The organism is Rhodospirillales bacterium (assembly GCA_014323865.1).
In the GTDB taxonomy this organism is placed as follows: Bacteria; Pseudomonadota; Alphaproteobacteria; order SP197; family SP197; genus SP197.
In genome coordinates this window covers 20,475-34,956 of sequence record JACONG010000018.1, presented here as the reverse complement: position 1 = coordinate 34,956, position 14,482 = coordinate 20,475, and the positions used below count along the sequence as shown (strand labels likewise).

The window sequence follows — 14,482 nt, the reverse complement described above, 5'->3', positions numbered from 1 at the left end:
GTTACAGTCTTTCTTTTGCTTCGCGTGTTTCGGTCTGCGCCTCTTCCTTGGCCCCCCGCACACCAGCGACCAGTCTTGCGCGATCCCAATCGCGGTTACTCAGTGCCAGCAGGTATTCGAGGATAAGGAGCACCGTCACCACCCCGAATACCCAGAACCCGGCCGCCCACAGCCCATGCGGAATCCAGCGTGGGATTTGCATCTGACTATTGGAAACGGCGCCCGTGCGCCACGAATTTTCGAACAAACCGGTCGCGAACCAGGCCAGGAAGAAGGCAAATGCCGCCATCGCCAGCAGCGCAAGAAGATCCAGGGCAGCCTGTCCCATTCGCGGCAGTTGCGCATGCAGAATATCAATCCTCACATGTGCGCGACGGATGATAGCCAGTGAGCATCCCCAAGTTACGATAATGGCCAGAACGTAACCGGAAAGTTCATCCGCGCCAACGAGGCTAACGCCCAGCAGACGGCGGCAAAGAACCTCGGCCGAAATCATCACGACCGAAATCAATAGTGTAAAGCCACAGGCCCGTGCCATCCATGTGGCCAGTCGTTCAGCAAACACATACATCTTGGAACTCTAGCGCCTCAAAAGGATCGGAAAGCAAATTGCTCGCGCAGCATGGTTCCCGAAGCCGAAGGTCATTCGATGGCCGTACCTGTCGCCAAACCGACCGTTTCATTCCATGTTTTGACACAATCCGCGCCGCATTGTTTGCCCCAGTTGGCCAAAACCACATCGCGCAGGATCTTGTCGCGCAATGCGATATCGGCTTCGGAGACAGGGACACGCTTCATTGAGCCTGGATTTTCACGGGTGCAGGAGAGCTCACCAGCGTTACAGGCAAAACCTTCGGCCGTTTCCAGACCGGCGCCTTCCCAAACGGAATCCTGGAATGTCACGAATTGCTCGGAAAGGAAATCGCGGACCTTTACGTCCAACCCGTCCCACAGCTCGCCATTTACAACCAGCACGACCGGCGACCACGCAATAGGCAACTCATAGATATGTGTGGCTACCTCGTTCCAGCGCGCATTGAAGCCCGACATTGAACCGGTAATGGCGCAATCGATTACACCGGTCTGCAACCCCTGAACGACCTCACCAAAACTCATCGAGACCGGAGTTCCACCGAGTGCTTCGACAAAGTCACCGATGGCCGATCCCGAGGCGCGGATCTTGCGCTCGGACAGGTCCGAGAGCCCGTTCATCTCATCGCGGCAATAGACGACCTGCGCGGAATAGGGATACACAGCCAGCAGTTCGATATTGTACCTGTCGCGATACTCCTTGGCCATGACCGGCTGCCACGCATCGGAGATAAGGCGGGCCGTTTCGATATCAGGTGCAAGTCCCGGCAGATCGTTACCGCCGTTCAGAGCATTGTCGCCGATCAGATAGCCCATCGGCGTTTCGGCAAATTGCAGCGTACCTTGCTCGACCAGACGGATGATCTCGGACCCATCCATACCCAGCTCGTTGAATGGTCGGATTTCAGCGGTGATTGCGCCGCCCGACACTTCTGGCAGGGTGGACGTAAAAAATGGCTGGGTAAAGTCGGTGTACATCGACACCATGCCCCATGACCCTACGACGTTCAGTTTGGTTTCCTGCAGGTCCTCTGCGATTGCGGGCAATGCAGCAATAGCCAGCAAGCAGGTGGACAGAATCGGCAGCTTCATCAGAGTCTCCCCATTTTTCGACAACCAATGTGAGACTACGATACCTGATCGATCACAGCCAATTGTCGTTTTGTGTTTATTGCTATCGACTTTTTCGATCGGACTCTTCCCACTGTCGGGCTGTATCCACCGCTATCTGCGCCGCTTCCCGTGCCAGTTCGTTTCCCGGTTCTGCAAGATACGACGCCGTGAACGAGATCGGGTTCAGTTGGATCGGAACCGCCAGTTCGACCAGGGATCCATCTGTAATGAACGGTTCGGCATAAACGCCCGGCAGTGTGCAAATTGCGAACCCTTTGCAAGTGATCTCAACGCTCGCGCCCATCACGTTGGATGAAAACAGCCGCGGCGTATGGACGCCCGCCTTTCGCAATGCGTTGGTCAATTCGATACAGGGTCGTGAACTGGTGGGATAACTCAGAATCGGGTTTTCGGTCAGGTCGTCCAAGGTGATCTCTGGCACGGATGCCAGAGGATGATCCGTAGCCGCCACCCAGATCATCGTAAAGTCCATCAGCGGAATATTTGCGACCCGTGCATTGGAAACGGGCCCCATTAACAATGCAAGGTCCAACCCGCGGTCGATTAACTGATCTCTCTGGTAGGTCGTGTTGTTGACGATAATCTCCAGACTGGAGGCCGGGAACTTTTTGGAAAACGATGCAAAGAACGACGGCAGGATTGTTGAGGCGAGTATTTCCGACACGCCCAGACGCAGGGTTCTTTCCTGTTTGGGGTCCTTGCCGGCCGCCATCGACATTCTGTCCATGCCAGCCACGATTTCCACCGCGTGTTCCAATAACGTACGACCTTTGGGCGTCAGGGAAACCGAATTCGGCGCACGCGTGAACAAAGCGGCACCCAACTCCTGTTCCAAGGACGCAATTCGCGCAGAGACCGTAGATTGCGTGGTATTCAACTGCCGGGCTACCTTGCCGAAATGACGCAGATGCGCCAAGGCTATGAAAGTCTCCAGCGTGATTCGCTTCATCATGTCGCCGGGTTCAGCACTTGGTCCCAAGTCGCAGGAATGTCGCAGATCAACATCCTCCCGGGATCATGAGTGATGGCAAACGGGGGTCTGGCCCGACGGAGGGCAGTTTGTGGCGTCACCCCGCATGCCCAGAACATCGGTACACCGTCACCCACGGGAGGATCACCATAGTCGGGGTGTTCAATCGACGCGACCCCAATGTCAGAAGGTTCCCCAACATGAACAGGCTTGCCATGGCATTGCGGAAACTGGCCGGAAATCCTGATGGCGTCCTCGACCCGGTCTGTGGGAATCTGGCGCATGGAAACAACCATTGTGCCCCCAAACGGCCCGGTCGATTGCAGAGGTATTTTCGTGTCATACATCGGAACATTTCTGCCGGCAGTCACATGGTGCAACTTGATACCCGCCTCCATCATGGCTGTTTCGAACCCGAAGGAACACCCCAAAACAAAGGCAACTAGGTTCTCTCGCCAAATCGATGTCACATCGCTTGGCTCATCGACAATGGCGCCGTCCCGCCAAACTCTGTATCTTGGCAGGTCCGAGCGCAGATCGATCGTTGCGCCAAGAGCGGGAACAGTGCTTTGCCCCAGTTCCGTAATCGCAAGCAGAGGGCATGGTTGCGGATTGGACAGGCAGAAGTCGTGGAACGCATCGGCAAAATCCTCGGGCAGCACAACCAGATTAGCCTGCATTCGACCCGCGGCCATTCCCGCAGTCGGGCCCGTAATCTGACCCGCCCGGATTTGAGCGCGAAGCTCTTCGGTTTCGCGGAGCAGAGAAAGGTCGGAAACACCCATCGCAACAACCTGCAAATTGCAATCTTCCTCAGACTAGCACTCACATGCAATCGGCAAAAGTATCAGTGAATGAATATTTCTCATTGGAAAACGCAAAACTTTGACGCTTGGTCGCGCGAATAGCTTAAATTTAGATGCACTACTCTCTGTCCAAAGGTAATGAATAGATAAAAAGGAAGAGAAATTCTGTTACGTTCTGGAAGTGCTTGCAAATTCATCAGGAAACTGACGCTAGCACTTCTTTAATCCACAAAACAAGAGTCCTTAGTGCCAAAAAAGGTATTTCAAGAACGCAGGCTAATGGAGGAGGTGCGCCCCGCGCTGCGATCTGCCGACATCACGGTTATGCCCGAGATCCATCACCGCTCCGGACGCGATCGCCATTTTCGTGATCGCATCGTGACAATCCAAACCGTCGACAGCGGCGCAAGAGTCAACTGTAGATGGAACATCACAGCAGGGATCGACAACCTCATGTCTCACTCCAAGGAGTGCAGCGTCTTCATTAAGGACCGGTGATCATGCCAGATTTACAACTCGCAACCAACGTGTTCGACCTGTATGCAGCAAAAGCCTGTCGCTGCTGAATGGCTGCACTGGGGATGACTAGGCCAGTGCGAAAAGGCGACCGGCACGACCGAGAAAACAGAACGGAACACCCATGACCAAAGCGGCCCACCATACCCCGCCCACGTATCAGGATGTGCTCGACTCTACCCCTGCACATGACCGCGCAGATACTGGCGGGCACCTTGAAAACCAACCCGAATATAATTCTATCATAGTGTTATGTTTTTTTTCTAAAGTCATGGATCACGACGCTGGTCTGGTCGAACAGCGGTACGTCGGGACGCTTGAACAGCGGGATCAGCGCCGCACCCGCGACGAAACCACCTACATGCGCCCACCATGCGATGTCGCTGCCTCCTTCACCCGCGAACCAGACACCTGCGCCGACTTGGAAGATGATCCACCCCACGAGAACGATCCCGACATGAAGATAGATGGGTATCGCACGCACAATCAGCACAAGCATCCGGCGGCGCGGATGGAGCATCAGATAGGCGCCAAGCACGCCGGCAATGGCACCACTGGCACCGACGATAGGCACCGTCGATTCGGGTCCCGACAGGATCTCGCACAAGCCGGCGATCACGCCACAGGTCAGAAAGAAGACGAGGAACTTGGCATGCCCCGTGGCGTCCTCGATGTTGTCGCCGAAGACCCAGAGGAACAGCATGTTGCCACCGAGGTGAAAGTACCCGCTGTGCAGGAACATCGAGGTCACAAGAGAAAGCCAGGCCGGAATGCGCACCAGTTCCGGCGGGATGATCGCTTCGTCGGTCAGGACTGCGGGAATGAGGCCGTAGCCGACCCAGGCCTCCCATAACGCCTGCTGGCTCAGGCTCTGTTGCCAGAGGAAGACCAGCGCACACAGCACGATCAACGTCACCGTGACCGCCTGGAAGCGGATCAGGCGAAGGGGATTGTCGTCCTTGATCGGAAGAAAGGGCATAGGCCATCAGGCCCCGAAATCAGGCCGCCTGCAATGCCTGGTCGAGGTCGGCAATCAGATCGTCCGCGTCCTCGACGCCCACGGAGAGCCGTAGCAGGTCGGTGGGGACGGGACTCTGCGGCCCCTCCACTGTGGCGCGGTGTTCGACAAGGCTCTCGACACCGCCCAGCGAGGTCGCGATCTTGAAGATGCGGAAGTGGCTCCACACCCGGCGCGCAGCTTCCTCCCCGCCGCGTATGCGGATCGAGAGCATCCCGCCGAAGCCGTCGGTCATCTGCGCACCGGCAATGTTGTGACCGGCAAACCCCGGAAGGCCCGGATAGAGCACCTGATCGACGGCGGGGTGACCGTCGAGATGACGTGCGATTGCGGCAGCGTTGTGACATGCGCGCGCCACGCGCAGTTCCAGGGTGCGCAGGCCACGCATCAGAAGCCAAGCTTCGAACGGACCGAGTATGGCACCCGTCATGTGCCGGATATGACCGACGCGCTCCCAGAACGGTGACGTCTGGCGCGCCGCAAGGACACCCGCGACGGCGTCACTGTGGCCGTTGAGATACTTGGTTGCCGAATGCATGACGATGTCGGCACCGAGCTCCAGCGGGCGCGTCAGGAGCGGCGTGGCAAAGGTGTTGTCGACCACACTCACGGCCGCGGCCTCTTGGGCGATCGCTGTGGCGGACGCGATGTCGGTCACCGTCATGGTCGGATTGGCGGGTGTCTCCAGCCAGACGATCTTCGTGACCCCGGGTCGAACGGCCTCTTGCAAAGCGTCGAGATCGCCGGTCGGGAACCAGTTTACGTCGATGCCCCAGCCCTCGACGACCCCCTTCATCAGGCCGCGGAGCGCCCAGTAGAGGGTTTCCTGCATCACAACGTGATCGCCCACCCGGAGCGCCTGGAACACGGCTGATGCCGCCGCCATGCCGGAGGCGAAGAGCCGAGCCTCAGCCGCGCCCTCGAGATCGGCGATCAGCGCCTCGGGCTGCTCGAAGGTCGGGTTCTGGTCGCGCGCATAGGCGTAGGGCTTGCCGTAGGCGGCGGGATCGGTCGCGTAAGTCGTGGCCAGATGGACCGGCAGCACGACGGCCTTGTGATCAATACTGATCCAGCCCAGGCCTTGGGCAATCTTCGTCGAGCGGCCCTTGGAGCGGTTCGATGCGCGACGGGACAGCGCGGCATCGAGATCCGCGATCAGGTCCTCGGCATCTTCCAGACCAAGCGAGAGACGAAGCTGATTCGCAGGGGCCGGCGACTCATAACCATCGGTGCTCTTGCGATGCTCGATCAGCGTCTCGGGCCCGCCCAGCGACGTGGCGTTCTTGATGATGCTGGTGCTGCTCCAGATGCGCAGCGCCTCGGTTTCGTCGCCATGAATGTCGAACGACACCATGCCGCCGAAACCTGCCATCTGGCGACGGGCGACGTCGTGGGTCGGATGATCCGCAAGGCCCGGATAGTAGACCCGCGCCACATGCGGCTGGTCCTGCAGCCATGTCGCAACGGCCATCGCGTTGTCCTGCGACCGGTCCATGCGCAAATGGAGCGTGCGCAAACCGCGCAGAAAAAGCCAGGTCTCGAACGGCCCGAGAACCGCGCCAGAGCGGCGCCGCATGCGTTCCAGCCGTTCCCAGTAATCATCCTTGTGGCGGCAGACGATGGTGCCGCAGACGACGTCGCTGTGACCGTTCAGAAACTTGGTCGCCGAATGGAGAACGATGTCAGCACCGTGGTCGAGAGGACGCTGGATCGGCGGCGGGCAGAACGTCCCGTCGACAACCAGCCGCGCACCGGCTTCATGAGCGATCTCGGCTGCCGCCGCGACGTCGACCACCACCATCTCGGCGTTCATGGGCGTTTCCACCCAGACCACCTTCGTCTTGCCGGGGCGCACCTTGGCCGCCAATTCCTCGAAATCGCCGACCGTGTAGCTGTCGACGATGATGCCCCAGCGGTTCACCATGTCGTGCACGAGGTAGTGCAGCCCGCCATAGCCGTAGTTGGGCACCAGGGCGTGATCGCCCGCATCAAGAGCCTCGAAAATCATCGCCATCGAAGCCGAACCTGACCCTGTCACCATTGCCGCTTCGGCATTCTCCAAGCGCACCATCAGCGCCTCGACCTGCCAGTAGCAGGGGTTGTCGGGACGACTGTACCAGATGCCTTCTGACGGCTTCATGGCCGGATCGCGAACGTAGGTCGTCGCCAGCTGGATCGCCGGCACCACGCCACCCGAAGTCTCCTCAAGCCAGCCCAGCGCCTGGGCCAGCAGCGTGTCGGAATGCACGTTCTCGGGCAGCTCAGCCATGCGACAGCACCATCCCCGGGACGTCATCCCGGACAAGCGAGTGAAACGAGCGCGATCCGGGATCCCAGCCACGCTTTGCCACACGAGTCATGCTGGCAGAGATCCCGGCTTTCGCTTCGCTCGACCAGGATGACACGGAGAAGTACAGGGCCACGTTAGGCGTCGAGCTTCTTGCGCAGGATCTCGTTGACGGCCTTGGGGTTGGCCTTACCGCCCGAAGCTTTCATGACCTGACCGACGAAAAAGCCGAAGAGCTTGTCCTTGCCACCCCGGTACTCCGCGACCTTCTCGGACTCGCGCGCCATGACCTCGTCGATGACAGCCTTTATCGCGCCAGTGTCGGTGACCTGCTTGAGCCCCTTCTCGTCGACGATGGCGGCGGCACCCTTGCCGGTCTCGAACATCTCGGCGAAGACGTCCTTGGCGATGCGGCCCGAAATCGTGTCGTCGCTGATGAGATCGATCAGTTCACCCAGCGCCGCGGCGCTGACCGGACTTTCCTTGACCGTCTTGCCCACCTTGTTGAGCTGGCCGAAGAGCTCGGAGATCACCCAGTTGGCGGCAAGCTTCTTGTCGCGGCCCTTGGCAACGGCCTCGTAGAAATCCGCGTTCTCCTTCTCGGCAACCAGTACCCCGGCGTCATAGGCCGAGAGCCCGTAGTTACTCATGAAACGGGCCTGCTTGACGTCCGGCAGTTCCGGCATGGTCGCGGCGATGCCGTCGATCCAGGCCTGCTCCAGGCGCAACGGCAAGAGGTCGGGATCAGGGAAGTAGCGGTAGTCGTGCGCCTCTTCCTTGGAACGCATCGAGCGCGTCACGTTCTGGCCGACGTCGAACAGGCGCGTTTCCTGATCGATCGTGCCACCGCCTTCCAGAATGTCGATCTGACGCAAGGCCTCGAACTCGACAGCGCGCTGCAGGAAGCGCACGGAGTTCAGGTTCTTGATCTCGCAGCGCGTGCCGAATTCGTCGCCCGGCTTGCGCACGGAGACGTTGGCATCCACACGCATTGAGCCTTCCTGCATGTTGCCGTCGCAAGTCCCGGCGTAGCGCAGGATCGTGCGAAGCTTGCGGACATAGGCCGCAGCCTCTTCGGGCGAGCGCAGTTCCGGGTGGGAGACGATCTCCATCAGCCCGACACCAGACCGGTTGAGATCGACATAGGAGCTCGAGGGATCCTGATCATGCAGGCTCTTGCCGGCGTCCTGCTCGACATGGAGGCGCTCGATACCGATGCGCTTGGTCTCGCCGTCCTCAAGCTCGATCTCGAGATGGCCGTCGGAAACCACGGGCTGCTTGTACTGCGAGATCTGATAACCCTGCGGCAGATCGGGATAAAAGTAGTTCTTCCGGTCGAACACCGAATGCGTGTTGATCGTACCGTTGATTGCCAGCCCCGTTTTCACCGCCTGCTCGATGCAGGTCATGTTGATGACGGGAAGCATGCCCGGCATGCCCGCGTCGACCGGCGAGACATGCTCATTGGGCTCGGCGCCGAACGCTGCCGAAGCGCCCGAGAAGAGCTTCGAGTTCGAGATGATCTGGGCGTGCACCTCCAGCCCGATCACATACTCCCAGGTGCCCGTGGCCCCTTCGATCGTCGTTGCCATGGTCAGTATCCCTCCGGCCGCCCTTCGAACGCGGCAGCCTCTTCCAGCGCCCGTCCGACACGCAGCACGGTCGCTTCGTCGAACGCCTTGCCTACCACCTGCAGGCCGAGCGGCAGGCCGTCGGCGGTCAGCCCGGCCGGGACTGAGATGCCGGGCAGTCCGGCCATGCTCACCGGCACGGTGAAGACGTCGTTGAGGTACATCGCCACCGGATCGGTCGGCGGATCATCGGCGCTGAACGCAGCCGATGGCGTCGCAGGCGTCAGGATCGCATCGACCGTCTGCCACGCATTGCGGAAATCGTCGGCGATGCGGGTGCGGACCTTCTGGGCCTTGAGGTAGTAGGCATCGTAGTAGCCCGCCGACAGCACGTAGGTGCCGATCAGGACGCGGCGCTTCACCTCGGCGCCAAAGCCCTCGGCACGGGTCTTCTCGTACATGTCGATCAGGTTTTCGCCGTCGACGCGCAGGCCGTACTTCACGCCGTCATAGCGGGCCAGGTTCGACGAGGCTTCGGCCGGAGCCACGACGTAGTAGGCCGGCAGCGCGTACTTCGTGTGCGGCAGGCTGATCTCGACGGTCGTCGCCCCCTGCTCCTCGAGCCAGCGGATGCCCTGCTGCCACAGCGCCTCGATCTCGTCGGGCATGCCCTCGACCCGATACTCCTTCGGAATGCCGATCGTCATGCCCTTGATGCCGGCATCGAGACCGTCCTCGAAGTCCGGGACCGCGACATCGGCCGAGGTCGAGTCCTTGGGATCGTGGCCGGACATGGCACCCAGCATGATCGCCGAATCGCGCACCGTGCGCGCCATCGGACCGGCCTGGTCGAGCGACGAGGCGAAGGCCACGATGCCCCAGCGCGAGCAGCGCCCGTAGGTCGGCTTCACGCCGACGATGCCGGTGAAGGCGGCAGGCTGGCGGATCGAGCCGCCGGTGTCCGTGCCGGTCGCGCCCAGCGCCAGCCGGCCGGCAACGGCTGAAGCCGAACCGCCCGAGGAACCGCCAGGCACAAGCCGCCGATTGTCGCCTTTCGCACGCCACGGGTTGATCGCGCCACCGTAGTGGCTCGTGAGGTTCGCCGAACCCATCGCGAACTCGTCGAGATTGGTCTTGCCGAGCATGACCGCGCCTTCAGCGAACATGTTGGTGGTCACCGTCGACTCGTAGAACGGATGGAAGCCGTCGAGGATGTGGGACCCTGCGGTGGTCAGGACATCCTTGGTGCAGAAGAGATCCTTGATGGCGACCGGAATGCCTTCGAGCCTGCCTGTCTCTCCCTTCGCGCGCCGGGCGTCGGACGCTTCCGCCATCTCGAGCGCGATCTCGGGCGTTTCGGTGATAAAGGCGTTGAGCTCGCGATGGGTCTCCATCGCGCCGATCTGCGCTTCGGTCAGTTCCCTGGACGAGACATCACCCTTGGCCAGCAGATTTCGGGCGCCCGCGATGGTGAGATCGGTGAGCGCGCTCATTCCACCACCTTCGGCACGACGAAGAAGCCGTGATCGGATTTCGGTGCGTTCCTGACGATGTCCTCGGCGATGCCGCCATCGGAGATCTGGTCCTCACGAGCCTTCAGCAGCATCTCGACGACGCTGGTCATCGGTTCGACGTTGTCGGTGTCGACTTCATCCAGCTGTTCGACCCAGTCGAGGATGCCGGAGAGCTCGCCGGCAAGCCGATCCTGCTCTTCGTCTGTGGTGGCAAGGTGCGCCAGGCGTGAGATGCGCACAACGGTGGCTTTGTCGAGCGACATATGACAATATCCCCTGCCGCAACTGCTTGAAACAGCTTGGAAATTCGTGACCGAGACTGACCCGGAGCGGGCGAACCTAACACCGCCCCCAAACCCCGACAAGCCTGTCCGGGACGCGGCGGCCTTCCTCGCGTCTTGCCCCTCCGGCGTGCTCCTCGGACTAGACCCGGGGAGCCGCAAAATCGGTCTCGCGGCGGCCGATCGGACACGTCTTGTCGCCTCGCCGGTCACCACGATCCGGCGCACCAAATGGCAGCAGGACCTTCTTGAGATCCGGGCCATCGTCGAGGAGCGGGAGGCCACTGGTTTCGTCCTCGGCTACCCGCTCAACATGAACGACAGCGAAGGCCCACGGGCACAATCGGTGCGTCAGATGGGCAACAACCTGATCCGGGGGCTCGGCCTGCCGGTGCTGCTCTGGGACGAGCGTCTCAGCTCCGAGGAAGCCGGGACCATCATGGCCGAACGATCGCTCACCCGGGCCGAAGAGGCCGTCGGAATCGACGCCTTCGCCGCGATGGTCATCCTGCAGGACGCGCTTGACGCCTTCCGGCGGCAACCAGCGCCATGATCGTCACCTTCTCGGCACTGGCCCCGATCTTCCTCGTCATCGCGCTGGGCGTGTTCCTGCGCCGCTGGCTGGCGCAGGACGTGAGCTTCTGGCGCATGGTGGAGCGCATCACCTATTTCGTGCTGTTCCCGTCGCTGCTGATCCACCGGCTGATGACGGCGGACCTGCCCGGCGACGAGGTCGCGCCCGCGGTTCTGGCCCTGCTTCTCCCCGCGATCGCGATCTCCGTCTTCCTTGTCGTCATCCGCAAACGGTTTTCGATGGCGGACAAGGATTTCCCGTCATTCCTGATGGGCTCGATCCGTTTCAACAGCTACGCCGGCCTTGCCGCAGCCTATGCGCTCTATGGCGACGAGGGCCTGGCGCTCTTCGCTCTGCTGCTCGCCTGCTACGTGCCCACGGTCAACGTCATCAGCACCAGTGTCCTGGCACGCTACGGCGTCAACGATGCCAACTCACTCGTGAAGGTGTTGAAGGCAATCGCCACCAATCCGTTGATCCTCGCCTGCGTCATCGGCTTCGGCCTCAATCTCGCGGGCATCCGGCTGCCACTGGTGCTGGACCGGACGCTGGACATCCTGGGCGCCGCCGCGCTGGGATTCGGCCTGATCTCGGTCGGTGCCGCGCTCCACCTGCAGAGCCTGAGGATCGGCGGGGCGCAGATCATGAGCGCCTCGCTCATCAAGCTGCTCGCCATGCCGACCATCGCGGCCGGCCTCTGCGTGCTCTTGGGCGTCGACGGCTTCGCACGCGGTACCGTCGTCATGTTCGCCGCCCTGCCCTGTTCGCCCGCAGCATATGTGCTGGCGCGACAGATGGGTGGCAACGCCGAACTCATGGCGGGGATCATCACGGGGACAACTGCCGCCGCGATCCTCACGATGCCGCTTGTGATCGCTCTTTTCGGATGACGGAAGAGAGCCGCTCCTTTAAGGGACCGATCTCAGCATGATCGCCGACTCAGCCTCCTTCCATTTCCCGCACCGGCACCTGCTGGGCATCGGCGAGCTATCCCCCGAAAACATCGATCATCTGCTCAACGTGGCCGACGGCTACGTCGCGCTGAACCGCCGTGCCGAGAAGAAGCAGGAGCAGCTTCGGGGCCGCACCCAGATCAACATGTTCTTCGAAAGCTCGACGCGGACCCGCACGTCCTTCGAGCTCGCGGGCATGCGCCTGGGGGCCGACGTGATCAACATGTCGCCCACCACCAGCGCAATCAAGAAGGGCGAGACCCTGATCGATACTGCGGCGACGCTGAACGCCATGCATCCGGACGTGCTGGTCGTGCGCCATCCCGACAGCGGTGCGGTCAAACTGCTCGCCAACGCCGTCAATGCTGCGGTCATCAACGCGGGTGACGGCAGCCACGAACACCCGACCCAGGCGCTGCTCGACGCGCTGACGATCCGTCGTAGGCTCGGCAGGCTCTCCGGCCTCACGGTCGCGATCTGCGGCGACATCGCCCACAGCCGCGTGGCGCGTTCGAACATCCTGCTCTTCAACACGATGGGCGTACGCGTGCGCCTGGTCGCCCCGCCGACGCTGCTGCCCACGGCGGCCGACCGCTACGGCGTCGAGGTCCACCACGACATGCGCGAGGGCATCAAGGACGTCGACATCGTGATGATGCTGCGGCTGCAGACCGAGCGCATGCAGGGCAGCTTCGTGCCGAGCGAGCGCGAGTACTTCCAGTTCTACGGCCTGGACTACGACAAGTTGGCGGTCGCCAAACCGGATGCCCTGATCATGCATCCCGGCCCGATGAATCGCGGCATCGAGATCGACAGCGAGGTGGCCGACGACATCAACCGCAGCGTCATTCTCGATCAGGTCGAGATGGGCGTTGCCGTGCGTCAGGCCTGCCTTGAGGTGCTCGCGCGCAACCTCGACGATCCAGAGCACAACCAGTGAGCGCCTGGATCGCCGACCTCACGGTCAAGAAGACCAAGACCGGACGGATTGCCTATGTCGGCGGTCGCATCGTCGATCCTGCCAGCGGGCGCGATGAGCCCGGCGGGGTGATTACCGACGGTGACACGATCGCCGATCTCGGAACCCATATCGCGCAGGACAGCCTGGCCGACGATATCGAGGTCATCAATGCCTCGGGCCTTGTCGTCGCACCGGGACTGGTCGACATGCGTGCCCACCTGCGCGAGCCCGGCTTCGAACACCAGGAGACCATCCACACCGGCAGCCGTTCGGCGGCCGTCGGCGGTATCACGACCGTCGCCTGCATGTCGAGCACGAACCCGCCGATCGACGACGTGTCCCTGGTTCATTTCATCGAACGCCGGGCGCGGGAGACCTCGCTGGTCAAGGTTCACTCCATTGCGGCGGTCACCAAGGAACGCCGGGGCGAGCAACTCACCGAAATCGGCCTTCTCAGCGAGGCCGGCGCCGTCGCCTTCTCCGACGGCCTTCACACGATCATGAATGCCAACGTGCTGCGCCGCGCGCTGAGCTACGGCACGACCTTCGATGCCCTGATCATGCACCACGCCGAGGACATGAACCTCTCGGGCTCCGGTGCGATGAACTCGGGCGAGGTCTCCACCCGGCTCGGTCTTCCCGGCATGCCGGCAGAGAGCGAGGTCATCATGGTCGCGCGCGACGTCCGCCTGGCCGAGATGACCGGCGGCCGCCTGCACCTCGCCCATCTCACGACCGCCGAGAGCGTCGAGCTGGTGCGCCGCGCCAAGGCGCGCGGCATCAACGTCACGGCTGACACCGCACCACACTACGTCGCGCTTAACGAAAATGCCGTGGGCGATTACCGCACCTTCGCCAAGGTCCGGCCGCCCCTGCGCTCGGAGGATGATCGCCAGGCCGTCGTCGAAGGCCTGCGCGACGGCACGATCGACAACATCGTCTCTGACCATGCGCCCCACGATCAGGACAGCAAGCGCCAGCCGTTTCATCAGGCCGCCTTCGGCATCGTTGGGCTGGAGACCGTGCTGCCGCTGATCCTGGAGCTGGTCCACAACGACCACCTCTCGCTCTGCGGGGCGCTTGCCACGGTGACCTGCAAGCCGGCCGATCTCCTCGGGGTCAGGGCCGGGCGCCTGGAGGCGGGCTGGCCGGCCGATCTGGTCCTGATCGACACCGAAACGCCCTGGCAGATCGACAACAAGGCGTTCCAGTCGAAATCGAAGAACTCACCCTTCGAGGACCGCCCCGTCCAGGGCCGCGCCGTGCGCACGGTGGTGAGCGGCCGGACTGTCTATACCGCCTGAAC

General features: G+C 61.7%; 13 protein-coding genes. 4 read left to right on the top strand and 9 right to left on the bottom strand.

Annotated features, from left to right (window positions below):
* Position 1 precedes the first annotated feature (1 nt).
* From GDA49_13800 to gatC, 9 genes are all read right to left on the bottom strand, one after another.
* Positions 2-571: a TRAP transporter small permease gene (locus tag GDA49_13800; GenBank protein MBC6441447.1), complete on the bottom strand. Its 570-nt coding sequence runs from the start codon at positions 569-571 to the stop codon at positions 2-4.
* Between the two features lie 71 nt (positions 572-642).
* Positions 643-1,683 carry a TRAP transporter substrate-binding protein gene (locus tag GDA49_13795; GenBank protein MBC6441446.1) on the bottom strand — a complete coding sequence of 347 codons (1,041 nt, stop codon included), beginning with the start codon at positions 1,681-1,683 and terminating at the stop codon, positions 643-645.
* An 82-nt stretch (positions 1,684-1,765) separates the two neighbouring features.
* On the bottom strand, positions 1,766-2,677 hold the full coding sequence (locus GDA49_13790) for a LysR family transcriptional regulator (GenBank protein MBC6441445.1): 912 nt from the start codon (positions 2,675-2,677) through the stop codon (positions 1,766-1,768).
* Positions 2,674-3,480, bottom strand: a complete 807-nt coding sequence (locus tag GDA49_13785) for a putative hydro-lyase (protein ID MBC6441444.1) — start codon at positions 3,478-3,480, stop codon at positions 2,674-2,676. Before GDA49_13785 ends, GDA49_13790 begins: the two co-directional genes overlap by 4 nt.
* Positions 3,481-4,267: 787 nt before the next feature.
* On the bottom strand, positions 4,268-4,996 hold the full coding sequence (locus GDA49_13780; protein MBC6441443.1) for a rhomboid family intramembrane serine protease: 729 nt from the start codon (positions 4,994-4,996) through the stop codon (positions 4,268-4,270).
* A gap of 19 nt (positions 4,997-5,015) precedes the next feature.
* Positions 5,016-7,304, bottom strand: a complete 2,289-nt coding sequence (locus GDA49_13775; protein MBC6441442.1) for an aminotransferase class V-fold PLP-dependent enzyme — start codon at positions 7,302-7,304, stop codon at positions 5,016-5,018.
* 155 nt (positions 7,305-7,459) lie between these two features.
* Entirely contained in the window at positions 7,460-8,914 is a 1,455-nt protein-coding gene (gene gatB / locus GDA49_13770; GenBank protein MBC6441441.1) for an Asp-tRNA(Asn)/Glu-tRNA(Gln) amidotransferase subunit GatB, read from the bottom strand.
* Positions 8,915-8,916: 2 nt separating this feature from the next.
* On the bottom strand, positions 8,917-10,386 hold the full coding sequence (gatA, locus tag GDA49_13765) for an Asp-tRNA(Asn)/Glu-tRNA(Gln) amidotransferase subunit GatA (GenBank protein MBC6441440.1): 1,470 nt from the start codon (positions 10,384-10,386) through the stop codon (positions 8,917-8,919).
* Positions 10,383-10,670, bottom strand: a complete 288-nt coding sequence (gene gatC / locus GDA49_13760) for an Asp-tRNA(Asn)/Glu-tRNA(Gln) amidotransferase subunit GatC (GenBank protein MBC6441439.1) — start codon at positions 10,668-10,670, stop codon at positions 10,383-10,385. Before gatC ends, gatA begins: the two co-directional genes overlap by 4 nt.
* Positions 10,671-10,716: 46 nt before the next feature.
* Between gatC and ruvX the strand changes: the two genes are divergently transcribed.
* The 4 genes from ruvX to GDA49_13740 are packed head-to-tail and all read left to right on the top strand — an operon-like array spanning position 10,717 to position 14,480.
* A complete protein-coding gene (gene ruvX, locus GDA49_13755; protein ID MBC6441438.1) occupies positions 10,717-11,241 on the top strand; it encodes a Holliday junction resolvase RuvX in 525 nt (174 codons plus the stop codon).
* Positions 11,238-12,152: an AEC family transporter gene (locus GDA49_13750; GenBank protein MBC6441437.1), complete on the top strand. Its 915-nt coding sequence runs from the start codon at positions 11,238-11,240 to the stop codon at positions 12,150-12,152. Before ruvX ends, GDA49_13750 begins: the two co-directional genes overlap by 4 nt.
* Positions 12,153-12,189: 37 nt before the next feature.
* Positions 12,190-13,155: an aspartate carbamoyltransferase catalytic subunit gene (locus tag GDA49_13745; GenBank protein ID MBC6441436.1), complete on the top strand. Its 966-nt coding sequence runs from the start codon at positions 12,190-12,192 to the stop codon at positions 13,153-13,155.
* Between the two features lie 8 nt (positions 13,156-13,163).
* A complete protein-coding gene (locus tag GDA49_13740) occupies positions 13,164-14,480 on the top strand; it encodes a dihydroorotase (GenBank protein MBC6441435.1) in 1,317 nt (438 codons plus the stop codon).
* The last annotated feature ends 2 nt before the right edge of the window (positions 14,481-14,482 follow it).